Genomic DNA, 24,453 nt, shown 5'->3' with positions numbered 1-24,453 from the left:
CGGCGCGGGCGCGCCCTCCCCTCGAACGATCGGTGCTGCCCTCGGCAGCAATCCCGATGGTGGAGATCATGCACACAGACCTGTGAATGATGGCTGAATGAGCCGTTCAGCTCTTCAGGCTGCCATCCGCCGTCCGCCCGCGCAGCTGCCGCACCGGCCGCTCCTCGTCCTCGATGGGCTTGTTCGTTGGATCGTCCTGGCCGTCCGTCCGCTCCTTGGCGGCATTGGCAAGGACCGGCGCGGCATCGCGATGGATGGTGAGGTCGCTCTGCGGCAGCGGGATCTCGATACCCTCGGCCTTGAAGCGCCGGAGGATCTCGATCCTCAGATTGTTGCGCACCGTCATGCCGTCGCCCATGTCGGCGAGAAAGAAGCGCAGCTCGAAATCAAGCGAATAGGGGCCGAAGCGCAGGAACTCCACCTGCGGTTCGGGATTGCGCATGACGAGCGGTATCTTGGCCGTCAGCTCGAGCAGAATATCCATCACCTGCTGCGGATCGGCATCGTAGCTGACAGAAACCGGAATTTCCGAGCGGCCGATCTTGTTGCGGTGCGTCCAGTTGCCGACCAGGCCGTTGATCAGCTCCGAATTCGGCACGATGATCGACTGCTTGCGGAAGGTCTCGATCTCGGTGGCGCGCACCGAGATGCGTTTGACGATGCCTTCGGCCGTGCCCGATACGACATGGTCACCGACCTTGAACGGCCGCTCGACGAGCAGGATCAGGCCGGAGACGAAGTTGGAGACGATGTTCTGCAGGCCGAAACCGATGCCGACCGAAAGCGCGGAAGCGACGAGCGCCAGGCTGGACAGATCGATGCCGGCCGACGAAACGCCGATGATCGCCGCCATGCCGACGCCGAGATAGCCGATGCCCGTCTTGACCGAATTGCGCACGCCGAGATCGACATGGCTGCGCGCCATCACATTGCTGTCGAGCCAGCGCTGCAGCCAGCGCGACAGGAGATAAACGCCGGCAAACAGCAGGATGCCGGTGCAGATGCCGAGCAGCGAGATGCTGATGCCGCCGAGCTTGACCTCGGTGAACAGCCGGTAGGCGATGAGCTGCAGGTCCTGCACATGGAAGCCCCAGAGCAGCAGGATCAGCGGTACGCCGACGACCAGCGCCACCGCATAGATGGCGAGGCCGACGAGCAGACCGGCCTGGTCGATCGCCACCGGCCCGAGATTGAAGCGGCGCGTCAGGAAGCGCGCGAAGAAGGTATCGCCGAAGCTTTCCTGCCGCGATATTGCCTTGCCGGAAAGCAGGCCGACATACATGGTGGCGACGACAGCGCCGGTGATGATGAGCTGGGTGGCGACGAAGCGCGCCAGCCCGACGTAACCCGCAAGCGCCGTGACGATCAGGCCGGCGCCGACGACGCGCAGGATGATCGCCATGCCGCGCGGCCAATGCCGGCCCGGAGCATCGGGATCGCCGTTCTTCGCCAGCATCGGCTTGCCGAAGGAGGCCACGATCAGGATCATGCCGATGATCAATGCGGCGATCAGGCTTCTAACGACCGTCAGCACCAGCGGCGAGCCCATCGCTTCGCCGATGGAGCCGAAGAAATAATCGAGCCCGTTGATGATAGCCATCGCCAGCAGGCAGTAGCCGATCGAGCGTGCGCCGAGATTGGAAAGCCGCACCAGCCGCCAGTGCGGTTCGTGCGGCGCGAAGATGGCGTTGACGAAGCGGCCGACGAAATAGACGAGCCCGATCGTCCCGAACAGCGCACCGATGACCGGCGCAATGTCGGGCCGCAGCACATTGAAACTGTTGAGGAAGAAGAACGACGTGACGAGCAGGACCGCAAGCGCCAGCGTGCGGATCAGCGTCGACCAGAAGGCGATCGACAGCCGGCCGATATAGGACGGGTTCTCGATCGCCTCGTCGCGGCGCAGATAGGCGCCGAACAGTCGGTAGCTGCCGGAGAGCAGAATGAGCGCCGAAGCGAGCGACAGGAAGATCGCCGCAAACAGCGGGAAACGCTTGAACTTCCAGACGAAAGAGGTCCAGCTCGACAAAGCCTGCGAGAATTCGCCGACCTCGTGCACAAAGGCACCGGCGGCATCGTCAAGCACCGAGACGGAGATCTCGGTGCGTCTGAAAAGTGTGTCGGCGAAAAGCCGCCGCCGCATCTCGATGATCTCGTTGACGAGCTTCGTCACCGCGATCGACAGGTTTTCGGCGTCGCCCGTCACCGCATTGATCTGCGCCCGCTCGGCGGCGAGCACGTTGCGCTCCTGTGTGACGATCTCGGCTTCGGGAGGCTGGCCATCCTTCGGCGGCTCGCCGATCTCGGCAAGCCGGTTCTTGATCTGGTCGAAACGCGGCCTGAGATTGACCGATATCGTGATAACGGCGCGGCTGAGCTCGTCAGCCTTGGTCGCAAGCCCGACCAGGGCATCATCATTGTCGGCATTCCCTTTGACGCTGTCCTGAAGGGCGACAAGCTCCGTCTTCGCCTTCTCGATCTCCTTCGCTGCCTGGTCGAACGGCGTATCCACCGGTGCCGGCGCGGCTGCCTGTGTCTGCGCTGCCTGTGTCTGCGCTTCCTGCGCGAAGGCCATGGCACCCTCGAAATGCGCGCCGGCAAACGCCAGCGTCACGAGAAGAATGGTGCGAAGCAGGATGGACCTCAGCCGCAAAAGCGCCTCCGGAAAGGTTGTCGTCGGAATGGAATTCCAGCTTTTCCTAGCAAAGAAAGGCGACAGAATGGCGGAAACTCCTGGAAAGGTTTAGAAACCGGCGCCGGGCTTGGAGAGGTAATCGCGCTCCCCAGCCGTCGACTCCCGCCCGAGCATGGCATTGCGGTGTGGGAAGCGGCCATAGGCGGCGATCACCTCGCGATGGCGGATCGCATAATCCAGATACTCCGCATCGCCGAGGGCGCTGAACAATGCCACCGAGCGTTCCTGCTCGCCAAGCTCTTCGGCATGTTCGAACGGCAGATAGAAGAAGGTGCGGCAGGCGGTCTCGACCGCTTGGTCGGCGCCGGCGGCAAGCGCGAGCTTGGCCTCCCGAAGCGCCAGCCCGTCGGTCGCAAAGGCTAGCGGCGTGCCGCGATAAATGTTGCGGGAAAACTGGTCGAGCACGATGACGGTAGCAAGCCGGCTTTCGGCATCCGCCCGCCACTCGTCACCGATGCCTGCGGCAAGGGCAAGATGCGTCTCGCGAAAACCCTCGCGGATCTCGACGTCGAGCTCCGCCGGTGGCCGAAACCACAGCTCTCGGCCGCATCGGACAAACCAGAAATCGTAAACTTCCCGCGGCGTACGGATCGTCGTCATGTTCGACTTCCCTAACGTTATGTTTGATAATGCGATGTCGGCAAGCTATTGTAGAGAAACAGATAATTGTGTGAAGTGCGCCCCTACTTCTCCTCGCCCAACGAAAACACCAGCGTCGCCTTTGTCCCGTCATGTCCGGGATCATAGGCGAAATCCGATTTCAAGCTCGCAGCCATGGCCGTCAGAATACGTGCGCCGAGCCCGGTTCCCCTCGCCGGGCCCTCTGGATCGAACCCCGCCCCGTCATCCTCGACGACAAGCCTCAGCGCCTCGTCCGTCTGATCGACAAAAACGCGGATCTCGCCCGGCACGCTGTCCGGATAGGCATATTTGAAGGCATTGGTGACGAGTTCGCTGACGATCAGCCCGAGCGTGATCACCTTGTCGGTCGCCAGATTGACCGGTTCGGCGGTCAGCACGATGCGGTGCGGCCGCTTGTCGTCGCGCATCGAGGCTTCGAGTTCGGTGAGCAGGCTGTCCAGATATTCGTCGACCTGCACCGAGCCGACCTGCCGGTTGGTATAGAGCCGGCGGTGCACGCTGGCGATGGCGTTGATGCGCATCTGCGTTTCGTGCAGCGCATCGATCGCCACCTGGTCCTTGGTCATCGAGGATTGCATGCGGATCAGCGCGCCGACGAGGCCGAGGCTGTTGGCGATGCGGTGATTGACCTCGGCAAGCAGCATTTCGGCAAGGTCGCGCTGCTGGCGGATCACCTCCTGCGCCTGCGCCGTCTCGCGGCGAAAACGCGCCCGCTCCAGCGCCTGTTCTAGGGCCGCGGCGAGCAGGTCGAAATAATCGGCCGAGACCCCCTTGAGCATGTAGTCGTCGGCGCCGGCCTTGAGCGCCGCGACCGCGATGCTGGTATCGTCCGAACCCGTCGCATAGATAACCGGCGGATGATCCGGCAGCGCCGTGATGCAGGGCAGAATGTCGAGGCCGGTCTCGTCAGCCAGGACATGATCGAGCACGACGGCGTCGAAGCCGCCTTCGCCGAGCCTGGCAAGGCCGGCAGCACCGTTCTCGGCCCATTCGACCGAAAAGCCGCGCCGGCCAAGGTTCTTCTGCATCAAGAGGGCGAGCCCCTCGTCGTCATCGATATAGAGGATGTGGATCAGGGCATCCGCATCGCCGCTAGAATTGCTCATTCCGTCTCCCGGCTTTCTCTCGCAGCGACGACCGGCGGCAAGCGTCCGAGTCGCCCGCATGGCAATGTCGTATTGCATTGGCCGCCTGCGGTAAACAGCGGGTTATCCCTCGCCCTTGTCGCAGGCGGCGCAGAGGGAGGATGACGGGAAGCCGTTGAAGGAGATCGGGAAACGGAAAGGTTGAAAAGAAATGCCGATGCGCCGAGCGGCCCGATTGGTTCCGCAGGCAGGCTAATTTTTCTGGAATTTCCGATGGCCGGATACTTCGGCACCCGCCCCCGACGGCAGCTGCAGGAAGCGCAGCGACGAGACGACGCCGATCACGCCGACCACGACGAAAGCCCAGCGGAAATCGGCAAGCGCGGGATTGTCGGCGCCCCTGAGAGCAGAGGCGATATTGAGCACGGCCGCGGCCACCGCGACGCCGAGCAGCATCGACGCCTGCTGCAGCATACTCGACAGCGTCGAGGCCGAGCTTCGCTGCGCCGGGCCGATATCGGCGAAGGCGAGCGTGTTCAGCGCGGTGAATTCCATCGATCGCGACAGGCCGGCAAGGAAAAGCAGCGCATGGATGACAAACTGCGGCGTATCCGGCGTGAGGAAACCACAGGCGGCGATCGAAAGCGCCGCGATCAGCCCATTGAGCACCAACACAGTGCGGAAGCCGAAGAAGCGCAGGAGCGGCGTCGTCACCGTCTTCATGCCGAGATTGCCGAGGAAATAGACGAGCAGATAGGTGCCGGCGGCAATCGAGCTCAACCCGAAACCGAGCTGGAACAGCAGCGGCAGCAGGAACGGCGTCGCATTGATCGCCACCCTGCAGGCCGTGCCCGCCGACAGCGTCGACATCGAGAAGGTTTGGACGCGGAAGGCCGAAAGGTCGAGCAGCGGATTATCGACGGCGAGGAAATGTCGGGTCGCCATCACAGACAGCACGATACCGGCTGCAAGCATAAGCGTGACGGGCAAAAGCCCGCCGTCCCATTTGACCGAAAGCTCCAGGGCGGCGAGCAGGAAGGTCAGGCCTGCAGCACTCAGAACGAAGCCGACGAGATCAAGCCGGCCGGGATCGATTTCCCGCTGCTCCGGCACGAAGCGCAGCACGAGGCCCATGCCGAGAATGCCGATTGGAATGTTGATGAGGAAGTTCCAGTGCCAGCTGGCATAGGTGGTGATGAAGCCGCCGAGCACCGGGCCGACCACGGGTGCGGTCAGCGCCGGCCAGGTGATCAGCGCGATCGCCTGGACGAGCTCGGATTTGCGGGCGTTCTTCAGCACGATGATGCGCCCTACCGGCGTCATCAGCGCGCTGCCCGCACCTTGGACGGCGCGCCAAAGCACGAATTCCGTGAGGCTGCCGGACAGCCCGCAGAACAGCGAAGCGGCGGTAAAGACGGCGATCGACATCAGGAAGATACGGCGCGCACCGAACCTGTCGCCGAGCCAGCCCGACAGCGGAATGAAAGCGGCCATCGTCAGCATGTAGACGGTGATGCCGATGCTCATCGACACCGGCTGAACGTTAAAGCTCGCCGCCATCTGCGGCAGCGAGGTAGCGACGATCGTGCCGTCGAGGATCTGCATGAAGAAGGAAACGGCAACGACCAGCGCCACGATCTTCGCCTGGCGGCCGCTTGCCGCCTCTTGCTCATTCTCGCTCGTCTCTGCCGTTGCCATCGATCTGCCAATGAAAATTCTGGATACCGCGGCAGGAAAACAGGAAGGAAGCCGATCGGAGATCTGCCGCGCGGGGATACGCGGATACGAACCGCGCACCGGGTGCATACGCTCGTTGCCTCAGGCTTGAAAGGCTAAATCTCGCACTGCGCGGGAATATTCCCGATGTGGCGGCCCGCGTAAGAAAAAGGCCCCGCCGGAGCGAGGCCAAGTTTGAACCGCTCCCGGGAAAACAGGAGCGGCGTGACGTCCATAGCCTGAGGTACGTTGCGCAGCGAGGCCAGATTTCGCCGTATCGGTACGCTCGCGAAGGAAATTTCCGGAAAGCGATGCGATTGGTCCGCAAAGTTCTCGCCCGCATGGCGAGTCTCCTGTGCACTGCAGCAACGATTGCCGCTTGCAATGTTTATAAAAAGAGTTATCACTAAACATATTGCTAAACATGATGATTGAGGAGTTCATGTGAGCATTCTCTGAAATGGGTGAACATGCGACGCCGGCGGGGAGCCGGCCCTTGGTTCTGGGAGGACCTTATGCAGAAAACATCGAAAGCCCTTTTGGGGCTGGCTGCGGCATTCGTTATGTCGTCGGCATTGCCCAATCTCGCCAAAGCCGATGAACTGACGCTGTGCTGGGCCGCATGGGACCCCGCCAATGCGCTGGTCGAGCTGTCGAAGGACTTCACCGCCAAGACCGGCACGCAGATGAAGTTCGAATTCGTTCCCTGGACGAGTTATGCCGACCGCTTCCTCAACGAGCTGAATTCCCACGGCAAGCTCTGCGATCTCATTATTGGCGACAGCCAGTGGATCGGCGGCTCGGCCGAGAACGGCCACTACGTCAAGCTCAACGACTTCTTCGACAAGGAAGGCATCAAGATGGATGACTTCGTGCCGGCGACGGTCGTCGGCTACTCGGAATGGCCGAAGAACACACCGAACTACTGGGCACTGCCTGCCATGGGCGATGTCGTCGGCTGGACCTACCGCAAGGACTGGTTCGAAAAACCGGAACTCCAGAAGGAATTCAAAGCGAAATACGGCCATGATCTCGCAGCCCCGAAGACCTACGACGAACTGAAGCAGATCGCAGAATTCTTCCAGAAGCGCGAGATTGACGGTAAGACCGTCTACGGCGCCTCGATCTATACAGAGCGCGGTTCCGAAGGCATTACCATGGGCGTGACCAACGTCCTCTACGACTGGGGTTTCCAGTACGAGAACCCGAAGAAGCCCTACGACATGGAAGGCTTCGTCAACTCGGCCGATGCGGTCAAGGGACTGGAATTCTACAAGTCCCTTTATGATTGCTGCACACCGCCCGGCAGCTCGAACGTCTACATGGTCGAATCCGCCGACGCCTTCAAATCCGGCCAGGTCGCCATGCAGATGAACTTCGCCTTCACCTGGCCCGGCCTCTACAAGGACGAGAAGGTCGGCGGCGACAAGATCGGCTTCTTCCCCAATCCGGCTGAAAAGGCGCATTTCGCCCAGCTCGGCGGTCAGGGCATCTCGGTGGTTTCCTACTCCAACAAGCGCGACGCCGCCCTGCAATACATCAAATGGTTCGCACAGCCCGATGTGCAGGCCAAATGGTGGGAGCTCGGCGGGTTCTCTTGCCTCAACTCCGTCGTCAACGCGCCGGATTTTGCCAAGAGCCAGCCCTATGCCCAGGCCTTCCTGGACTCGATGGCGATCGTTAAGGACTTCTGGGCCGAGCCGAGCTACGCGTCGCTGCTGCAGGCCATGCAGAAGCGGGTCCATAACTACGTGGTCGCCGGCAACGGCACCGCCAAGGAAGCGCTCGACGGCCTGGTGAAAGACTGGAGCGACGTCTTCAAGGACGACGGCAAGATCTAGTGCCGGACGACGGGACAGGCGGCAACCCTCTGCGCGCCATCCTCACCAGGATGGCGGCCCGGATCGGCAGACGAGCCGGGCCGCCAGATCTTCCATATCGCAATAGACTGGGTGAAAAATTGACCATTTCCCATTCCTCCATTGTCGAGAAGGCGGCCAATGCGACAGCAAGGGCAACGCCGGTCTCGGTCGCCCGGCGCGTCCGCGGCCTCTCCGACAGGGCGATCGCCTGGCTGTTCATTGCGCCGGCCATCACCTTGCTGCTGGCGATCAACATCTTCCCGCTGCTTTGGGCGGTCTATCTCTCCTTCACCAATTACCGCGCCAACCGGCCGAATGCGCCGGTCGAGGGCGTCGGCCTTGGAAACTACCAACGCGTCCTCAACGATCCCGATATCTGGCAGGCGATGCAGACCACCGCGCATTTCGTGTTCTGGACGATCGTGCTGCAGACGGTGATCGGCTTCACCCTCGCATATCTGATCGACCGCAAGTTCCGCGGCCATGCCTTCTGGACGACGATTATTCTGATCCCGATGATGCTGTCGCCCGCCGTGGTCGGCAATTTCTGGCGCTTTCTCTACGAGCCGCAGATCGGCCTCTTCGCCTATGCCGTCTCGCTGGTATCGGGCATTCCGACCTCGGATATCCAGATGCTCGGCAACGTCACGCTGGCACCCTGGGCGATCATCATCGTCGATACCTGGATGTGGACGCCCTATGTGATGCTGATCTGCCTCGCCGGCCTGCGCTCGATCCCCGACTATATCTACGAGGCGGCAGAGGTCGACCGTGCCTCGCCATGGCGCCAATTCTGGTCGATCACCGTGCCAATGGCCCTGCCCTTCATCATGCTCGCCGTGCTTTTCCGCGGCATCGAGAATTTCAAGATGTTCGACATGGTGACGCTGCTCACCGGCGGCGGGCCGGGTTCGGTTACCGAGGTCGCCTCGATCACGCTGAAGCGCACCGCCTTCGAAAGCTGGGCGACCGGCCGGGCTTCGGCTTTCGCCATCGTCCTCTTCGTCGCGGTGTTCGGCCTCGCCAACATCTACGTCAAGGCATTGAACAAGGTGAAGCAACGATGAGCGCCGCCAACTCAGCCCATTCGGTCGTCGTACCGAGCCCCTCCAGCAAGCGCATCGCCGGGGCGATCGTCGTGCTCTACGCGCTGATCACCCTCATCCCGCTCGTCTGGATCTTCCTGACCAGCATCAAGTCGCCGCCGGATTCGATCAGCTATCCCCCGAAGATCGTCTTTACGCCGTCTCTCGAAGGCTATTGCAACCTGTTCACGACGCGCACCCGGCAGACCCCTGACTATATCGCTTCGCTGCCGGCGCCGGTCGGCGCCTGCGATGAGGTGACGCGCAAGCGCAACATGGTGATCGCCGGTCCGTCGAATTTCGTGCCGCGCTTCGTCAATTCGCTGGTGATCGCCTTCGGCTCCACCTTCCTCGCGGTCTTCCTCGGCACGCTCGCCGCCTATGGCTTCTCGCGCTTCAAGGTGCCGCTTGCCGACGACCTGCTGTTCTTCATCCTGTCGACGCGCATGATGCCGCCGATCGCCGTCGCCATCCCGATCTACCTGATGTATCGCGAGCTCGGCCTGTCGGACACGGCCGTGGGTATGATCCTGCTCTATACTGCCGTCAACGTCTCGCTCGCCGTTTGGCTGCTCAAAGGCTTCATCGACGAAATCCCGCGCGAATACGAGGAAGCGGCGATGATCGACGGCTATACGAGGCTGCAGGCTTTCCGCAAGGTGGTGCTGCCACAGGCCACGACCGGTATCGCCGCCACCGCGATATTCTGCCTGATCTTCGCCTGGAACGAATATGCCTTCGCCGCCCTTCTGACCTCGGGCGAGGCGCAGACCGCGCCGCCCTTCATCCCGACGATCATCGGCGAAGGCGGGCAGGACTGGCCGGCCGTTGCCGCCGGCACGACGATCTTCCTGATCCCGATCCTCGTCTTCACCATTTTATTGCGCAAGCAGCTGCTGCGCGGCATCACCTTCGGAGCCGTCCGCAAATGACCCACCTGATCGAAACACGCACCCCTGCCCGTCCGAAACGGCCGTTCTTCCTGCGTCGCGGCCCGATGGAGGCCATTGCCACCGCGCTGATCGGGCTCGGCTTCCTGATGCTGTTCCAGCCCTTCCTGCTGGTGCTCTACACCTACTCGCTGGTCACCCTGCTTGCAGGCACTGTCATGTTCATCATCGTCTCGAAATTCCCGGAGTGAACCATGGCGGATATCCGTATCGAAAATCTCCGCAAGGAGTTCGGCAGCTTCGTCGCCGTCCAGGATTCGAACTTCACTGTTCATGACGGCGAGTTCCTGGCGCTGCTCGGGCCTTCGGGCTGTGGCAAGACCACCACGCTTCGCATGATCGCCGGCCTCGAGCTGCCGAGCAGCGGCAAGATCTATCTCGACGGCGAGGACGTCACCTTCAACCGCGCCAGCGCCCGCGACATCGCCTTCGTCTTCCAGCTCTTCGCGCTCTACCCGCATATGAACGTGCGCAGGAATATCGGCTTCCCCTTGCTGTCGCAGGGCATGGCCAAGGCCCAAATCCGTCAGCGCGTCGAAGAGACCGCTCGGCTGCTGCAGATCGATCATATTCTCGACCGGTCGGTATCGGGCCTCGCCGGCGGCGACCGGCAGCGCGTGGCACTCGGCCGCGCCATTGTCCGGCGGCCAAAATGCTTCCTGATGGACGAGCCGCTCGGCACGCTGGACGCCGAGTTTCGCGAGATCATGGTCCATGAGCTGCGCGAACTGCACAACCGCATCCATGCCACGACAGTCTACGTCACCCACGACCAGCACGAGGCGATGGCGATGGCCGACAAGATCGCCGTCATGAACCATGGCGTCATCGAGCAGTTCGGCACGCCGCAGGAAATCTACGCCAAGCCGGCGACCATGTATGTCGCCGATTTCATCGGTTCGCCGCCGATGAACTTCATGCGCTTCACCTCGGGCCTGAAAAGCGGTGACTGCTCCATCCTGCTCGACGGCATCGATGTCGCCGTTCCCGAGATCCATCAGGACATGGCCGAAAGCGCGCTGGCGCTCGGCGCGCGGCCGGAGCATATCCGCTTCAGCGACGCCTCGCGGCTGCGCGGCGCCGTCTATGGCAGCGAATATCTCGGCACCAACCAGGTCGTGGCCGTGGAAACCCGGGGCGGGCTGATCAAGGCCCGCGTTCCCGCCAATCGCAGCTTCCGGATCGGCGAGACCGTCGGCCTCGAATTCAACCCGGAAAAACTCGCGCTCTTCGACTGCACATCGGGCCGCGCGGTCCCATCCCAGCTCTATCAGGAGACCCGGCATGGCTGATGTCGTCCTCAGAAACCTTACCAAACGCTTCGGTGATACCCAGGCCTTGGCCGATCTCGATCTGTCGATCCGCGATGGCGAGTTCGTCGTGCTGCTCGGTCCCACGGGCGCCGGCAAGACCACGACGCTGCGGCTGATCGCCGGCCTTGAAAGGCCGGATGGCGGCCGCATCGAGATCGGCGGCCGCGATGTCGCCGCCGAAGCGCCCGCCGAGCGCGACGTCGCCTTCGTCTTCCAGCAATATTCGCTCTATCCGCACATGACGGTTTACGAAAACCTCGCCTTCCCGCTGAAGGCGCCGGTCCGCAAGCTGAGCGCGGAGGAGATCGACCGGCGCGTGCGCGAGGTCGCGCGTATGGTCCGGATCGACCACAAGCTGGAGAACCGCTCGACCAGGCTTTCCGGCGGCGAGATGCAGCGTGTCGCCATCGGCCGGGCGCTGGTGCGCCGGCCGGCGATCTATCTGATGGACGAGCCGCTCTCCTCACTCGACGCCAAGCTGCGCGCCGAACTGCGCCTGGAGCTGAAGCGCATCCAGAAGGAATTGGGCTCGACGCTGCTCTATGTAACCCACGACCAGGTGGAAGCCATGACCATGGCCGACCGCATCGGCATCGTTGCCGAGGGGCGGTTGATGCAAGTGGGAACGCCGCGCGAGATTTACGGCAATCCCGCCAACCTGCATGTCGCCGCCCGTCTGGGCCAGCCGCATATCAACCTTCTGCCGGCGGACCTGCTTCCGGGCGGCAAGCCGCCGGCCGGCACGAAGACGGTCGGCGCCCGCACCGAGCATCTCGACATCATCGTCGGCAAGGATGCCAATGCCGAGATCGACTGGATCGAGCATCTCGGCGACCAGAACCATCTGCACATCAGGGTTGCCGATCCCAGGCAGCCTGCGCGCGATCACAAGCTCGTCACACTTGCAGATCCATATCGGTCGATCGCGCCGGGCGACCGGATCAGCCTGACGCTGCGCGATCCGCTTTATTTCGATGCGGCTGGACAGCGCCTGTCCTGACCGCCAAACAGGCATGACAACGGCATGAAAAACAAACAGACGGGTCTCAATCGATGAAACACTTCTTCAACCGCAGGGAAAGCATCGTTACCGAAGCTCTGGACGGTCTGCTTCTGACGAGCGGCAGCGATCGTCTCGCCCGCCTCGACAGCTTTCCCGACATCAAGGTGATCCTGCGCGCAGACTGGGACCAATCGAAGGTGGCGATCATCTCAGGCGGCGGCGCAGGCCATGAGCCTTCTCATGCCGGCTTCGTCGGCAAGGGCATGCTGACAGCAGCCGTATCCGGCGAAATCTTCGCCTCGCCGAGCGTCGATGCCGTGCTGACGGCGATCCGCGCCGTGACCGGCCCGAAGGGCGCGCTGCTGATCGTCAAGAACTATACCGGCGACCGCCTGAATTTCGGCCTTGCCGCCGAAAAGGCGCGCGCCGAGGGCTTCGACGTCGAGATGGTCATCGTCGCCGACGACATCGCCATTCCCGGCATCAACCAGCCGCGCGGCGTCGCGGGCACGCTGTTCGTTCATAAGATATCGGGCTATCACGCCGAAAGGGGCGACGACCTGAAGACGGTCGCCGCCCACGCCGCAGCTGCTGCCGGCGACATCGTCTCGCTCGGCGTGTCTCTCTCCACCTGCAGCGTGCCCGGCCAGGCGCATGAGGACCGCCTCGGCGAGGGCGAAGGCGAACTCGGCCTCGGCATCCACGGCGAGCCCGGCGTCGAGCGCATCACGCTGCAGCCGGTCGCCGATATCGTCGCCACCATGGTGGCCCGCCTGTCGCCCGCGCTGCGCGAGGGGGCAAGCCATGCCCTCCTCATCAACAATCTCGGCGCGGTGCCGCCGCTCGAAATGGCTGTGATTGCCAATGCCGTGCTGTCCTCGCCGCTTGGCCGCCACGTCCGGATGATCATCGGCCCGGGGCCGATGATGACCGCGCTCAACATGAACGGTTTCTCGCTGTCGCTGATCGGGCTGGATGGCGCTCGCGAGGCGGCGCTGATGGCAGCGGTCGAGCCGCATGCCTGGATGCCGGCCGTCGAACGCCACGAGATCCGGATCATCGCCGCACCGAGGACGGCGGCCGAATTGAACGGCGCTGTTGTGGCCGGGGAGAACGCCCGCAACCGCCGCCTGATCACGGCGCTCTGCGAGCATCTTATCTCGCAGGAAAGTGAACTCAATCGGCTGGACGGCCGCGTCGGCGACGGTGATACCGGCTCGACGGTGGCGACAGGCGCCCGCAGTGTGCTTGCCCGCCTCGACACGCTGCCGCTCGACCGGCCGGCGGCGACACTTGCCTCGCTCGGCGATATCCTCGGCACCAGCATGGGCGGATCGAGCGGCGTGCTGCTGTCGATCTTCTTCACCGCTGCGGCAAAGGCCATGGCTGACAAAGCCGACCTCGCCGCCGCACTCCTTGCCGGACTCGACAGGATGACGTTCTATGGCGGCGCCGCAGTCGGCGACCGGACGATGGTCGATGCGCTGTCGCCTGCCCTGCAGGCGCTCGCCTCCGGCGATGTCGCCGCAGCGGCGAGCGCCGCAGCAGCAGGTGCGGAGTCGACCAAGGCGATGACGAAGGCAGGCGCCGGACGCGCCTCCTATGTCGGCGAACGAGATCTGGTGGGCGTTGCCGATCCCGGTGCCGTCGCGGTTGCCGGCGCGTTCGGCGTGGTGGCAAGCTTCGCCTGACCGGAGTAAAGTTTGTGAGCCGTGCGGCAGATGCGGCGATAGGGAGGATGACAGTGCAGGCGGAACCGATGCTTGTTGCGGGATTGATCGAGGTGTGCCGCGCGACGATCGCGGAAAACACCGATCATCTCTGCGCGCTCGATCGGGCCATCGGCGATGGCGATCACGGAACCAACATGCGACGCGGCTGCGAGGCGGTGAGCGCCGAAGGCGAAAGCCTGTCCAGCCTGCCCTTCCCCGACGCCGTGGAAAAGATCGGGCTGACGCTGGTGATGAATGTCGGCGGTGCGGCCGGCCCGCTCTACGGCACGCTGCTGATGGAGATCGGCCGTGAGCTGCGCAAAAGCGAGGAAAAGGCCGATTTTTCGCTGGTACTGAAACAGGCGATCGATGCCGTCGCAAGGCGCGGGCGGGCGCATGCCGGCGATAAGACATTGCTCGACGTGCTCTATCCTGTGCATGCCGCGCTGGAGAAGCGGTCTCCGCTCGGTGACGTCGCCCGCAAGGCCGAACGCTCCGCCAGCCGCACGGCTGAGATGAAGGCGATGCGCGGGCGCGCGGCCTATCTCGGCGACCGTTCGATCGGCCATGTCGATCCCGGCGCGTCGAGCTGCGCACTATTGACCACGGCGATCTGCCGCTATCTCGGGGAGCACCGTCCGGAATGAATGGAAAGACCGCAAATGTGGGCATCGTGATCGTCTCCCATTCGCCGCTTGTGGCACGGGGCATTGCCGACATGGTGCGGCAGATGGTCGGCGACTGCGTGCCGCTGTCCTGGTCGGGCGGCAACGTCCATGGCGAGCTCGGCACCGATGCCGGCGGCATCCTGAGAGCGATCGAGGCCGCCTGGTCCGATGCCGGCGTTGCCGTCTTCGTCGATCTCGGCGGCGCCGAAACCAACAGCGAGATGGCAATCGAAATGCTGGGGCCTCCCCGCTCGGGCCTCGTCTCCATCTGCAACGCGCCGCTGGTCGAGGGCGCCGTCATCGCCGCCGCCGAAGCGTCGGGGGGCGCGTCGCTGGCCAAGGTCGTCGCCACAGCCGAGGAACTGTCCCCCTGATGAGCAGCGGATTACGAAAAGAGAAACAGGAGCCCGAGCCATTGCCCGAGCCATTTAAGGTGAACTGCCAGACGGAGGTGGAGGTCAAGCATGGCGTCGGGCTGCATGCCCGCCCCTCCGTCACCTTCACGCGGCTTGCCAAGTCCTTCCCCTGTTCGATCGAGATCGCGGTCAACGGCAGCGATGTCTGGCTGAACGGCAAGAGCATCATCAAGATCATGGGCGCGAGAATCCGTAAAGGGTCGATCCTCAGGATCCGCGCCGACGGCATCCTCGCCGAAGAGGCGATCCGCGCGCTGAAGGAACTCATCGAGCGCAACTTCGATGAGGAAAAGAAACATGGCCGAACCGCTTAGGCTGAAAGCAAAGAGCGCATCCCCGGGCATCGGATCCGGCCCGGCCTTTCTCGCGGAGGAGCTGAAGGCTCCTTCCGCTGCCGAGCGGCCGGGCGCTGGTCCGGCGCCCCAGACCGCCAGCGGATACGGCGCGCTGGAGAAGGCGATCGATATTTCGATCGGCGAACTCGAGCGCCTAGCCGAGGGGGCCGACGCCGAAAGCCGCGATATCATCGATTTCCAGATCGAGGTACTGCGCGATCCCAGCATCGCCGAAGCGACCGGCGCGCGCACGGAAGCCGACGAGAACGTCGTCTTTGCCTGGGTCGCCACCCTCGACGCCTATATCGGTGAACTCGAAACGGCCGACGAAGAGCAGATGCGGGCGCGCGCCGTCGATATTCTCGACATCAAGAACCGTGTGCTCGGCGCGCTCGCCGGTACCCCGACCGCCGATTTCCCGCCCGGCTCCGTCTTTGTCGGCAAGGACATGGAGCCGAGCCGCTTTCTCGCCCATGACTGGTCGAAAGGCGGCGGCATCGCGCTGTTTGCAGGCAGCACAGCCGGCCATGTCGCCCTGCTCGCCCGGGCGAAATCGGTGCCGATGGTGGTCGGCACGGGCCGCTTTTCGGCCGAAGACGGAGATCCTGTTCGCGTCGACGGCGATGCCGGCGCGGTCGTCCTTCAGGCCGGCCGGATGCCGATCCCGCCGCTGGCGCCCGCACACCCCCCTACCGGCGACATGCAAACCGAAAGCGGCGAGCTACGCACGGCGGATGGCGTGCCGATCCTCGTCTCCATCAATATCAACGACCCCGCCGAGATCGGCGCGCTCGATCCGGCAACGGCAGGCGTCGGCCTGATGCGCTCGGAATTTTCGATCACCTCGATCGCCGATGCCGCCAACGAGGAGCGGCAGCTGGGGATCTATCGCCATGTGCTGGAGCAGGCAGGCGAAAGGCCGGTGATCATCAGAATGCTAGATATTGGCGGCGACAAGCCCCTTGCTGGCCTCGAAGACCTTCCGGCCGTCGCCCCGGGTCTGCGCGGCGTCCGGCTGTTGCTTGCCCAGCCCGAGATCGCCCGCGTCCAGGCACGCGCCCTGCTGCGCGCCGCCGTCTTCGGCAGGCTCTCGGTGATGCTGCCAATGGTGACCTTTCCCGACGAAATCGACAGGATGCGCGCGATATTCCGCGAGGAGGCCGAAAAACTCGGCCGCCGTTCCCAGCTCCACCGCATGCCGCCGATCGGCATGATGGTGGAGGTGCCGGCAGCTGCATTGATGCTCGACACCTTCGGGTCGGCGGCATTCTTTTCGTTCGGTACCAATGATCTCACGCAATATCTTGCCGCCTCTGCCCGAGAGGACATCGACGCCGATGCCGGCAAGGCAGCGCCCGCCGTGCTCCGGCTGATCGCCCAGGCGGTGAAGCTTGCCGTCGGCAAGCCGGTCAGCATCTGCGGCGACATGGCCGGCGACCCCAGCTATCTGCCGGGACTGCTCGCCGCCGGTCTCCGGCATTTTTCCGTGGCGCCGGCCCGGCGTCCCGCGATAAGATCGGCGATCGTCGGACTCAATGCCGATGGCACAAGGGCAGCCGGAGAGTAGGATGGCGCGCGAAGACACTGAAGACGCCATTATCGCCTACAAGTCCATTCTGGCGCAGATCATCGACAACAGGCCGTCGGGCACGCGCCAGCGCCTGGCGACGGCGCTTGGAAAGCACCGCAGCTTCGTCACCCAGATCACCAGCCCGACCTATGCGACGCCGCTGCCGGCGCGCCATCTCGCGACGATCGTCCGCGTCTGCCACTTCAGCGCCACTGAGGAAGAACGCTTTCTCGAAGCCTATCAGGCCGCCCATCCCGGCAAGCTGCCCGACCTCGGCCACTCCGAGAAATTGCGGCACCTGTCGCTGATGGTGCCGGATTTCGGCGACGACAGGAAAAACCGCCTGCTGGAAGAGGCGATCTCCGATCTGGTGCAGAAGATCGTCGCAATATCGGGTGCGGAATGACGCGTGAACCGCTTGACGTGATGTAATGCCTTTGGCCTTGGGAGGGGCTTGATGAAGAAGTTCATGAACACCGCGGAAACCATGGTCGCCGAAAGCGTCGAAGGCTTCGTGCGCGCCCATGAGACTTTCGTGATGTTCGGGCAGGAGCGCAAATTCATTCGCCGCCGCCATCTTACCTCGGGCAAGGTGGCGCTGATATCAGGTGGCGGCGCCGGCCATGAGCCGATGCATATCGGTTTCGTCGGCCAGGGCATGCTGGATGCCGCCTGCGTCGGCCATATCTTCACCTCGCCGACGCCGAGCCAGATCATTGCCGCCATCGAAGAGACCGATACCGGCGCCGGCTGCCTGCTCGTGGTCAAGAATTACGACGGCGACCTGATGAATTTCGAAATGGCGATCGAGATGGCCGGTGACCGCCACAGCCTCGACATGATCGTCGTCAGTGATGATATCGAAACGTCGAGAACAGGCGAAAGCCGAGGCCGGCGCGGCGTCGCGGGAACGCTCATCGTCGAAAAGATCCTGGGGGCTGCGGCCGAACGCGGCATGCCGCTTGACGAGCTGAAGCAGCTCGGCGAAGGGTTGAACACGCGCATCCGCTCGATGGGAGTGGCGCTGAACGGTGTGACGGTGCCGCAGACCGAGCGCGCGACGTTTGCGCTCGGACCCGGCGAGATGGAAATGGGCGTCGGCATCCACGGCGAGCCCGGCCATGCCAGGCAGCCCTTCGCCACCGCCGACGCCATCATCGGCCATCTCTGCGAGACCATCTTTGCCGACATCTCAGTGCCGCCGGGCAGCAGAGCACTGCTATTCGTCAATGGCCTCGGCGGCACACCGCCTGCCGAACTCTACCTCGCCTATAATGGCGCCCGCCGTTTCCTCGAGGAAAAAACCATCCCGATCGAGCGCTCACTGGTCGGAACCTACGTCACCTCGCTCGACATGCAGGGGCTATCGATCACGCTGGCTTTGCTGACCGACGAGGAGGCCGCGCTCTGGGACGCGCCGGTGACGACTGCAGCGCTGCATTGGCAATAAGGGTGTACCACAGACGTCAGATGTAAAGCGCCGCCATCTTCCGCCAGGCCCCGGCGCGGTGGGCGCGGCCGTCCCAGACATGCAGCTGATGGCGAATATTCTTTTCGCCAAGCAGCCGGCTGAGATAGCGGTTATTGTCGAGGAAGGGATCGGCATCGCCGATGGTCAGCACGATGTCGATCTCGCGCAGCCTGTCCAGCCGCCAGTCCGCGCCGAGGCCGGGCAGAAAATGCGTCGGCGTGTGGTAATAGACGCTGTCGTCGTAATAGCCCTCGAACAGATCGCCGAAGGCTTCCACCTTCATCGTCAGGTCGTAGCGCCCGGAAAAGGCGACGAGCTTGCGGAAGAGATGCGGATGGCGGAAGACGAGGCTCGCCGCCTGGAAAGCGCCGAGGCTGCATCCATGCACGATGGTGCAGCAATGCGAGTTCTTCGCCGCATCAATGGCAGCACCTCGTTGAGGATATAGTCCTCCAAAGCGGCATGCCGGCGGATGCGATCGGCCGGATGGCGGTGGAAACCGTAAAGGCTGTCTGCCGCTAAGCCCTCGATGCAATAAAGCTGGAGATGGCCTGCCTGCAGTTTCTCGGCAAGGCTCGCGACCAAGCCGAGCTGCTCATATTCGAAAAAGCGCCCTTCCCGCGTCGGAAAGACCAGCACCTTGGCGCCGGCATGGCCGAACACCAGCATCTCCATGTCTCGATGCAGACGCTGACTGTACCAGCTGAGATATTCGCGGTTCATGGCACCCTGAAGAACTGTCCGATCTTGTCGCGCAGAGCCGCCTCTTGCTCAGCACTTTCAGGGTAATCGAAATGCCCGGCGTCCAGGATGAAGATTTCATTAAATTTCGGTAGCGAATTGGCGACAGCGAACTGGCAGGGCGGCGCGACGGCGGGATCGAAAAGCGCCACTGCCGTCAGCATCGGCACTTTGATCCGCCGCGCGGCCGTCGCCGCATCGTAGAAGCTGAGCGTCTCCAGCAGATCTCCATGTTCCGCCTGATATTCCTGCACCGCTTGCGCGCTGCCGACGCTCGGCAGCTTGAGGCGCAGCGGCTGGTGCCCGAAACTCGGCAGCGCGAGATGCCCGCGGTCGATGCGGTCATCATAGGCAATCGCCATCGCGCCGACACCGCCGCCGAAGCTGATGCCGCTATAGCCGATATGCCCTGAAAGCCAGGGATAGAGCGCGACGAGCGTCGAGACGGCAAGCCAGACATCCTCGACGCAGCCTCCGATGATATAGGCGTCCTTCTTGTCGATATCGTGCAGCACATGCCAGGAGGGATTCTGCGAAATCGGCGGACGGGCACTCAGCGACAGCCCGCGGCAGCAGGGAAAGATCAGCGCCGTTTCCTTGACCGGCAGCTCGAAATCCGGACGGTCCCGCCCGCCGTAACCATGCCCGACAATGAGGCCGCGCCGCACCTGCCCCTGGCGCGGCAGCAATAGCCAGCCGCCGATCCGGAACGCATCCGTGGAGAGATAGACGAGGTCGAGCACGTGCCAGTCTGGATGGGTGAGTTCGCTGCGCGAAAGCACCGGCTGCGGATCGACCGTCAGTGCCTTCCGGTAGCGCGCCTCCCAGAACGCATCGAAACCATCAGGCTCCTCGGGCGGCTCGACCGCCAGCAGGTCTTCGAGCTGCATGCCATAGGTGGGATCGAAATCAAAGGGATGTATCGTCGGAATACTCATCCGGGCTTTGTCCCGTGAAACGGTCGGCTGCGCAAGACATGCTATCTTGACGGTCGAACCGACGGCGAAATGGCCTCGCGCCGCATGCGCGCCCACATGCTGAACGCCACCGCCTAACTCAGCCGTTTCATCGAAGTCGATTTCTTCCCTAGGGAAGCGGGCAGTGGTATTTATAGTGAACCAAAGTCATCATCAGCTCGTCGCCGGTCGCTTCGCGTATGCCGGGATTCTCTTCCAGGAACGTGCAGAGCGTATTGCCGATCGCTTCCGCCGTGATTCCCTGGGGAATACAGACGTTGACGCCAACGGCAATTGCAAAATGCGCCGAGTTCACCATCCTGCTGGGTCGGGGAGCGGCTTCGGTAAAAATGCGACGGGCGAGATACTCGTCACTATTCCATTTGTCCAACCAACCGGCAACATATCCGACGACAAACTGCCGGGATCCGCTGCAATCAGAATAGAGTATGTTGCCGCTGGATAGTCCGGCGGGAATCTTTGCTGAAACCGTTGCCAACAGCGTGGCGATAAGAACCCCCGACATCACAGCTCCCTAGCTCTCGATAGCGCGGAGCTTCGATCGGGAAAGTGTCGGAAATGAGCTTCAAAAGTGTCATCTTTTTTGCTGCATTCCAAAGTTGAAATGAGCTACTGTGCTTGCCAGGTCGACAAAACACCGCTGAGTGGAGGCGGCCCGGCCCTCTCCTCCTCTGTGCCTGTCACAGGAATCCAGCCACCGCGTGTCCACGCGGTGATTGAACCTACGACATCGAAAAGAGTCTTCCGCGCCCAAGGACTTGGGCGCACTGGATTCCTGTGACAAGCACAGGAATGACGAAGGAAAGGTTAGGCGCGCCAGACCACACCAGGAATGGCAGTAAGCCGCTGCCGACGCTTCGCCTGGCGGCTCTACCGCGCGAAGGAGGTGCCGAGTTCGAGAATGGTCGGCGCCAGGAGGCTCCTGGCGTGAATATTGATGAACGGCCCGGTCTGCTTTCGCCTGACCGGCCGACAGCGCCCGAGCATACCGGCTCCTGAAAGTTAAACTTCGGCAATGATCAGGTTTCCCAGCTTTCTTGCCGTTGCGCATACAGCCGCTCTCAACTACATCATCCCCGTCAATGGCCGGGTCACCCGGCCACGTAAGCGTTAACGTCACTCAACGCGTATGATCGAACGGCTTTGCGGCTTCGATCTGCGCGACTGTGTCCTGCGGATCGAGCTCCAAAAGCTACTGAGGACACATGGATAACAATCAATTCAAAGAGCAGACTTCACCGGCCCCTGGCATCGAGCGGGTGCGCCACGAGACGCGCCGGCGCGCACTGACGGTTGAAAGCGTCGCCGACATCACCCCCGGCATGCGCCGCATCACCCTGACCGGCGACGATCTTGCCGATTTCACCAGCCTTGCGCCCGACGACCACATCAAGATCTTCGTTCCCGCCGCCGATGGCGGAGAGGAACGCCGTGACTACACGCCGCGCCGCTATGACAATGCCGCGCGGAAATTGACCATCGACTTCGCCTTGCACGAGGCAGGCCCGGTGACGCAATGGGCGATCGGCGCACGCCCCGGCGACCGGCTTGAGATCGGCGGGCCAAGAGGTTCCGCCGTGGTCTCGAAGGCGGTGACGCGATGGCTGCTGATCGGCGACGAAACCGCGCTGCCGGCGATCGGCCGCCGGATCGAGGAGAGTGCGGCCGGAACCACCATCACCGCCATTGCCGCCGTCGCCGGCCCGCTGGAAGAGCAGACCTTCGACACCTCAGCCGAGCTTGATGTCCGCTGGGCGCACCGGCCTCTCTCTGAGGCGACCGACGCCGCTGCCCTGCTGAAACTCCTGCGCACGATCGATATCCAGCCGGAGACCTTCGTCTGGGTCGCGGCGGAGGCATCGGTGACACGCGATATCCGCGCCTATCTGCTGGAGCAAGGCCACCCGCTGAGCTGGATCAAGGCATCCGGCTACTGGGTATTCGGCAAGGCCGATACGACGGAGAAGTTCGGTTAACCCGAAAGATGCCGGCTCTCGCCGCCGCTCCGCAAGCTGGGGCGACGGCCGGACACGCTGTTCGAAAACAGCTGGATACACGTTGCGATTTAATCGGATGCGATGTATGTATCCTGGCATTCAGAGTCTTGATAGGATTCCCCATGCCAACCTCCAAAACCGTGAAACAGCCTGAGATGCCTTTGCCCGCCACCCCAGGCGCGGACGGAAGGAAGCTTTCGAACTTCCTGTGCTTTGCCGTCTATTCGGCCAATCTCGCCTTCGGCCGCGCCTACAAGCCGGTCCTGGACGCGCTTGGCCTGACCTATACCCAATATATCGCCATGGTCGCTCTTTCCGAGGAGGACGAACAAACGGTCAGCATGCTGGGGGAAAAACTGTTCCTCGAATCCAACACGCTAACGCCCATTCTCAAGAAGCTGGAGTCGGTGGGTTTTATCACCCGCCATCGCGACCCCGCCGACGAGCGGCAGGTGCGTGTCAGCCTGACACCGGCAGGACGCGATCTCCTCGAAACCGATCCCAGCTCCGTCCTGATCGACGCCGTCGGCCTCGGCGACGATTTCCCCGTCGTGCAGAAATCGGTGACGCGGCTGCGCGACAACCTGCTGCGGGCGCAGGCCGAACCGGAAAAATCATGATCGCGGCGGATGTCGGCACTCGGTGACATGCCTGAGATCGCAATCGGCGCATTGATCGGGAATGGGAGCGTTCTTCTCGCCAGGCGAAGTTCGGAGCGCAAGACTCACCCGGATCGGTGGAGCCTGCCGGGCGGCCATGTCGAAGCCGGCGAAGACGGCGAGACGGCAATGCGCCGGGAATTGCTGGAAGAAATCGGCGTGACGCCGCAGCACTGGCTGTTTGCCGGAAAGTTCGTTTCTGAGAGCCCGCCGGGGACATCCGCGACCTTCCATGTCTATCACGTCGACCGATGGCAGGGCTCTCCGCGACTTATCGGCGATGAACACACCGCGTTCAGATGGTTTACCGCCGCCGAGATAGAATGCGAAACCGAGCTGGCGCCGCCGCAACTCGTTAAAATACTCCTAAACCTGCTCAAACGGGAATGAGCCCGCAGGCATGATGACGGAGGAGAAGTGGCGCCGCCCCAGCCTACAGCGCCCGCTGCCGGACCACCTCCCCACGTGCGCCCTCCTCCATCATCTCGGCCGCCTTGGCATAACCGCCGCCCATTCCGTCGAGGAAATGCAGGTGCGAATCCGGCCGGCCCGACGGCACGAGGCAGGTCATTAGCGCATGCGACTGGCGGTGCAGCCCGAAATCGATCTCGCCGCGTGCACGTGCCGCAACGAGGATGGCTTCGACACGGTCGATCTGCTCCGGCGCGCAGTCCAGCGTCAAGCGCAGGCCGTCGTCGAACTTGCGAAAATCCGAATTGGAGGCGACCTCCGACCAGCGTTGCGCGCTGACCTGCTTCGCATGTCCCCTCGCTATATCAGTATTCCCGGAAAGCGGATGGGACCGGTGCGGTGCGGCATCGAAAACCGCCAGCACGCGCTTCGCCAGCGCCGCAAAGACCTCCGGGCGCGTCTGGTCGCGAGGCTCGACCAGCAACGACAGGATCTCGCCGCGCTGGCTCGCGAACGGCGCCCAGTCGCAGCTCAAGCCCGTCAGGTCAGGCCGCATCGCATAACGGCTGGGCTTCACCAGAAACCGGCCATTCTTGATCTGCTGCTCCGCCCATTTGAGCCCGCCCCCGGCAAACATCGCATAGGTCGCGCTCTCTGAAGCGGCATAGCGCACGATCCTGACGTCGCGTCCGTTCGCGCGGATTTCGCCGACGGTGACGAGCCCGACACGCAGGTCGAGATGAAGATCGGTTCTGGCGAAGCCCGCGACATCACGCAAGGCCGATGTCGCGGCCATGATGCCGTTCGCCGGCAAGGCGAAGGCTGCTCCGTCTCCGCGAAACACGAAGGGAAAATCGAACGAACCCCAGGCATTGCCGAGGGCGGCGATGATCGATGCGCCGGCATAATTGACGTCTTCATAGCGCCCCGATCGGATCGCCGCGGTCGAGCTGACGACGTCGGTGATTCCGATCAGCCAATCGTCAGGCAACGGTTCGTAGACATCGGGATCGAGCACGAGCGAAAACTCATCATAGGTCTGGCGCTGCTCTGCCTTGCTGTGGATCATGGCATGTCCTCCGGATCGGCAGGGGTGTGCTGCCAGCTCAGAAACGGGTCTGCCGCCGATCGGCAGACCCCCGCTT

At 63.0% G+C, this 24,453-nt stretch carries 23 protein-coding genes and 1 pseudogene; 16 read left to right on the top strand and 8 right to left on the bottom strand.

The features are described from left to right. Positions 1-106 precede the first annotated feature (106 nt). The 4 genes from BBJ66_RS19375 to BBJ66_RS19360 form a co-directional block, all read right to left on the bottom strand. On the bottom strand, positions 107-2,653 hold the full coding sequence (locus BBJ66_RS19375; protein ID WP_071089016.1) for a mechanosensitive ion channel family protein: 2,547 nt from the start codon (positions 2,651-2,653) through the stop codon (positions 107-109). A 90-nt stretch (positions 2,654-2,743) separates the two neighbouring features. Beyond that, a complete protein-coding gene (locus tag BBJ66_RS19370; protein ID WP_071089014.1) occupies positions 2,744-3,295 on the bottom strand; it encodes a DUF924 family protein in 552 nt (183 codons plus the stop codon). Positions 3,296-3,378: 83 nt separating this feature from the next. Further along, on the bottom strand, positions 3,379-4,443 hold the full coding sequence (locus BBJ66_RS19365; protein WP_071089013.1) for a histidine kinase dimerization/phosphoacceptor domain -containing protein: 1,065 nt from the start codon (positions 4,441-4,443) through the stop codon (positions 3,379-3,381). Positions 4,444-4,674: 231 nt separating this feature from the next. After that, positions 4,675-6,120 (bottom strand): MFS transporter, encoded by a 1,446-nt coding sequence (locus BBJ66_RS19360; RefSeq protein ID WP_071089626.1) that lies wholly within the window; start codon positions 6,118-6,120, stop codon positions 4,675-4,677. 533 nt (positions 6,121-6,653) lie between these two features. On the opposite strand from BBJ66_RS19360, the gene BBJ66_RS19355 reads away from it, so the two are divergent. The 13 genes from BBJ66_RS19355 to dhaK all read left to right on the top strand — a co-directional run bounded on the left by BBJ66_RS19355 (position 6,654) and on the right by dhaK (position 18,502). Beyond that, positions 6,654-7,979 carry an ABC transporter substrate-binding protein gene (locus BBJ66_RS19355; RefSeq protein ID WP_071089012.1) on the top strand — a complete coding sequence of 442 codons (1,326 nt, stop codon included), beginning with the start codon at positions 6,654-6,656 and terminating at the stop codon, positions 7,977-7,979. A gap of 119 nt (positions 7,980-8,098) precedes the next feature. Beyond that, positions 8,099-9,067 (top strand): carbohydrate ABC transporter permease, encoded by a 969-nt coding sequence (locus tag BBJ66_RS19350; RefSeq protein WP_071089623.1) that lies wholly within the window; start codon positions 8,099-8,101, stop codon positions 9,065-9,067. Next, the gene (locus BBJ66_RS19345) at positions 9,064-10,017 is read left to right on the top strand and encodes a carbohydrate ABC transporter permease (protein WP_071089011.1); all 954 of its coding nucleotides are present in this window, start codon (positions 9,064-9,066) and stop codon (positions 10,015-10,017) included. Before BBJ66_RS19350 ends, BBJ66_RS19345 begins: the two co-directional genes overlap by 4 nt. Further along, the gene (locus BBJ66_RS19340; protein ID WP_049731833.1) at positions 10,014-10,226 is read left to right on the top strand and encodes a hypothetical protein; all 213 of its coding nucleotides are present in this window, start codon (positions 10,014-10,016) and stop codon (positions 10,224-10,226) included. Before BBJ66_RS19345 ends, BBJ66_RS19340 begins: the two co-directional genes overlap by 4 nt. A 3-nt stretch (positions 10,227-10,229) precedes the next feature. After that, positions 10,230-11,327, top strand: coding sequence for an ABC transporter ATP-binding protein (locus tag BBJ66_RS19335; protein ID WP_071089010.1), 1,098 nt, complete (start codon positions 10,230-10,232; stop codon positions 11,325-11,327). Further along, on the top strand, positions 11,320-12,348 hold the full coding sequence (locus BBJ66_RS19330; protein WP_071089009.1) for an ABC transporter ATP-binding protein: 1,029 nt from the start codon (positions 11,320-11,322) through the stop codon (positions 12,346-12,348). The genes BBJ66_RS19335 and BBJ66_RS19330 overlap by 8 nt, the downstream gene beginning before the upstream one ends. A 53-nt stretch (positions 12,349-12,401) precedes the next feature. Continuing rightward, positions 12,402-14,042: a dihydroxyacetone kinase subunit DhaK gene (locus tag BBJ66_RS19325; RefSeq protein ID WP_049731830.1), complete on the top strand. Its 1,641-nt coding sequence runs from the start codon at positions 12,402-12,404 to the stop codon at positions 14,040-14,042. A 47-nt stretch (positions 14,043-14,089) separates the two neighbouring features. Then, on the top strand, positions 14,090-14,710 hold the full coding sequence (gene dhaL, locus BBJ66_RS19320) for a dihydroxyacetone kinase subunit DhaL (protein ID WP_049731829.1): 621 nt from the start codon (positions 14,090-14,092) through the stop codon (positions 14,708-14,710). Further along, positions 14,707-15,105, top strand: coding sequence for a dihydroxyacetone kinase phosphoryl donor subunit DhaM (gene dhaM, locus BBJ66_RS19315; protein ID WP_049731828.1), 399 nt, complete (start codon positions 14,707-14,709; stop codon positions 15,103-15,105). The genes dhaL and dhaM overlap by 4 nt, the downstream gene beginning before the upstream one ends. Continuing rightward, positions 15,105-15,461 carry an HPr family phosphocarrier protein gene (locus BBJ66_RS19310; RefSeq protein ID WP_049731827.1) on the top strand — a complete coding sequence of 119 codons (357 nt, stop codon included), beginning with the start codon at positions 15,105-15,107 and terminating at the stop codon, positions 15,459-15,461. The genes dhaM and BBJ66_RS19310 overlap by 1 nt, the downstream gene beginning before the upstream one ends. Next, the gene (locus BBJ66_RS19305) at positions 15,445-17,049 is read left to right on the top strand and encodes a putative PEP-binding protein (RefSeq protein WP_071089008.1); all 1,605 of its coding nucleotides are present in this window, start codon (positions 15,445-15,447) and stop codon (positions 17,047-17,049) included. The genes BBJ66_RS19310 and BBJ66_RS19305 overlap by 17 nt, the downstream gene beginning before the upstream one ends. Position 17,050: 1 nt before the next feature. After that, positions 17,051-17,458 (top strand): hypothetical protein, encoded by a 408-nt coding sequence (locus tag BBJ66_RS19300; protein WP_010001912.1) that lies wholly within the window; start codon positions 17,051-17,053, stop codon positions 17,456-17,458. 51 nt (positions 17,459-17,509) lie between these two features. Beyond that, positions 17,510-18,502: a dihydroxyacetone kinase subunit DhaK gene (gene dhaK, locus BBJ66_RS19295; protein ID WP_071089006.1), complete on the top strand. Its 993-nt coding sequence runs from the start codon at positions 17,510-17,512 to the stop codon at positions 18,500-18,502. Positions 18,503-18,518: 16 nt separating this feature from the next. Here dhaK and BBJ66_RS19290 read toward each other — a convergent pair. The 3 genes and pseudogenes from BBJ66_RS19290 to BBJ66_RS19280 form a co-directional block, all read right to left on the bottom strand. Further along, a pseudogene (locus tag BBJ66_RS19290) lies at positions 18,519-19,246 on the bottom strand (esterase family protein). After that, a complete protein-coding gene (locus BBJ66_RS19285) occupies positions 19,243-20,202 on the bottom strand; it encodes an acetylxylan esterase (RefSeq protein WP_071089620.1) in 960 nt (319 codons plus the stop codon). The pseudogene BBJ66_RS19290 and the gene BBJ66_RS19285 overlap by 4 nt, the downstream one beginning before the upstream one ends. A 148-nt stretch (positions 20,203-20,350) precedes the next feature. After that, complete coding sequence (locus BBJ66_RS19280) at positions 20,351-20,746, bottom strand: Rap1a/Tai family immunity protein (RefSeq protein WP_071089004.1); 396 nt, start codon at positions 20,744-20,746, stop codon at positions 20,351-20,353. 700 nt (positions 20,747-21,446) lie between these two features. Between BBJ66_RS19280 and BBJ66_RS19275 the strand changes: the two genes are divergently transcribed. The 3 genes from BBJ66_RS19275 (at position 21,447) to BBJ66_RS19265 (ending at position 23,287) form a co-directional block, all read left to right on the top strand. Continuing rightward, positions 21,447-22,217, top strand: coding sequence for a siderophore-interacting protein (locus tag BBJ66_RS19275; RefSeq protein ID WP_071089002.1), 771 nt, complete (start codon positions 21,447-21,449; stop codon positions 22,215-22,217). Positions 22,218-22,360: 143 nt separating this feature from the next. After that, entirely contained in the window at positions 22,361-22,858 is a 498-nt protein-coding gene (locus BBJ66_RS19270; RefSeq protein WP_071089000.1) for a MarR family winged helix-turn-helix transcriptional regulator, read from the top strand. A 27-nt stretch (positions 22,859-22,885) separates the two neighbouring features. Next, complete coding sequence (locus tag BBJ66_RS19265) at positions 22,886-23,287, top strand: NUDIX hydrolase (RefSeq protein ID WP_071089617.1); 402 nt, start codon at positions 22,886-22,888, stop codon at positions 23,285-23,287. Between the two features lie 43 nt (positions 23,288-23,330). On the opposite strand, the gene BBJ66_RS19260 is transcribed toward BBJ66_RS19265, so the two are convergent. Beyond that, on the bottom strand, positions 23,331-24,377 hold the full coding sequence (locus tag BBJ66_RS19260; RefSeq protein ID WP_071088998.1) for a DUF3095 family protein: 1,047 nt from the start codon (positions 24,375-24,377) through the stop codon (positions 23,331-23,333). Between the last annotated feature and the right edge of the window lie 76 nt (positions 24,378-24,453).

It is taken from the genome of Rhizobium sp. RSm-3 (assembly GCF_001854685.1).
Classification (GTDB): domain Bacteria; phylum Pseudomonadota; class Alphaproteobacteria; order Rhizobiales; family Rhizobiaceae; genus Rhizobium; species Rhizobium ecuadorense.
The sequence above is the reverse complement of the archived record's forward strand: the minus strand, read 5'-3'. Positions and strand labels throughout refer to the sequence as shown.

Excerpts from the sequence above, each read along its gene's own strand:
- BBJ66_RS19370 (WP_071089014.1), bottom strand. The coding sequence starts at position 3,295 with ATGACGACGATCCGTACGCCGCGGGAAGTTTACGATTTCTGGTTTGTC.
- BBJ66_RS19365 (WP_071089013.1), bottom strand. The coding sequence starts at position 4,443 with ATGAGCAATTCTAGCGGCGATGCGGATGCCCTGATCCACATCCTCTAT.
- BBJ66_RS19360 (WP_071089626.1), bottom strand. The coding sequence starts at position 6,120 with ATGGCAACGGCAGAGACGAGCGAGAATGAGCAAGAGGCGGCAAGCGGC.
- BBJ66_RS19355 (WP_071089012.1), top strand. The coding sequence starts at position 6,654 with ATGCAGAAAACATCGAAAGCCCTTTTGGGGCTGGCTGCGGCATTCGTT.
- BBJ66_RS19345 (WP_071089011.1), top strand. The coding sequence starts at position 9,064 with ATGAGCGCCGCCAACTCAGCCCATTCGGTCGTCGTACCGAGCCCCTCC.
- BBJ66_RS19340 (WP_049731833.1), top strand. The coding sequence starts at position 10,014 with ATGACCCACCTGATCGAAACACGCACCCCTGCCCGTCCGAAACGGCCG.
- BBJ66_RS19335 (WP_071089010.1), top strand. The coding sequence starts at position 10,230 with ATGGCGGATATCCGTATCGAAAATCTCCGCAAGGAGTTCGGCAGCTTC.
- BBJ66_RS19330 (WP_071089009.1), top strand. The coding sequence starts at position 11,320 with ATGGCTGATGTCGTCCTCAGAAACCTTACCAAACGCTTCGGTGATACC.
- BBJ66_RS19325 (WP_049731830.1), top strand. The coding sequence starts at position 12,402 with ATGAAACACTTCTTCAACCGCAGGGAAAGCATCGTTACCGAAGCTCTG.
- dhaL (WP_049731829.1), top strand. The coding sequence starts at position 14,090 with ATGACAGTGCAGGCGGAACCGATGCTTGTTGCGGGATTGATCGAGGTG.
- dhaM (WP_049731828.1), top strand. The coding sequence starts at position 14,707 with ATGAATGGAAAGACCGCAAATGTGGGCATCGTGATCGTCTCCCATTCG.
- BBJ66_RS19310 (WP_049731827.1), top strand. The coding sequence starts at position 15,105 with ATGAGCAGCGGATTACGAAAAGAGAAACAGGAGCCCGAGCCATTGCCC.
- BBJ66_RS19305 (WP_071089008.1), top strand. The coding sequence starts at position 15,445 with ATGGCCGAACCGCTTAGGCTGAAAGCAAAGAGCGCATCCCCGGGCATC.
- BBJ66_RS19300 (WP_010001912.1), top strand. The coding sequence starts at position 17,051 with ATGGCGCGCGAAGACACTGAAGACGCCATTATCGCCTACAAGTCCATT.
- dhaK (WP_071089006.1), top strand. The coding sequence starts at position 17,510 with ATGAAGAAGTTCATGAACACCGCGGAAACCATGGTCGCCGAAAGCGTC.
- BBJ66_RS19285 (WP_071089620.1), bottom strand. The coding sequence starts at position 20,202 with ATGAGTATTCCGACGATACATCCCTTTGATTTCGATCCCACCTATGGC.
- BBJ66_RS19280 (WP_071089004.1), bottom strand. The coding sequence starts at position 20,746 with ATGTCGGGGGTTCTTATCGCCACGCTGTTGGCAACGGTTTCAGCAAAG.
- BBJ66_RS19275 (WP_071089002.1), top strand. The coding sequence starts at position 21,447 with ATGGATAACAATCAATTCAAAGAGCAGACTTCACCGGCCCCTGGCATC.
- BBJ66_RS19270 (WP_071089000.1), top strand. The coding sequence starts at position 22,361 with ATGCCAACCTCCAAAACCGTGAAACAGCCTGAGATGCCTTTGCCCGCC.
- BBJ66_RS19265 (WP_071089617.1), top strand. The coding sequence starts at position 22,886 with ATGCCTGAGATCGCAATCGGCGCATTGATCGGGAATGGGAGCGTTCTT.
- BBJ66_RS19260 (WP_071088998.1), bottom strand. The coding sequence starts at position 24,377 with ATGATCCACAGCAAGGCAGAGCAGCGCCAGACCTATGATGAGTTTTCG.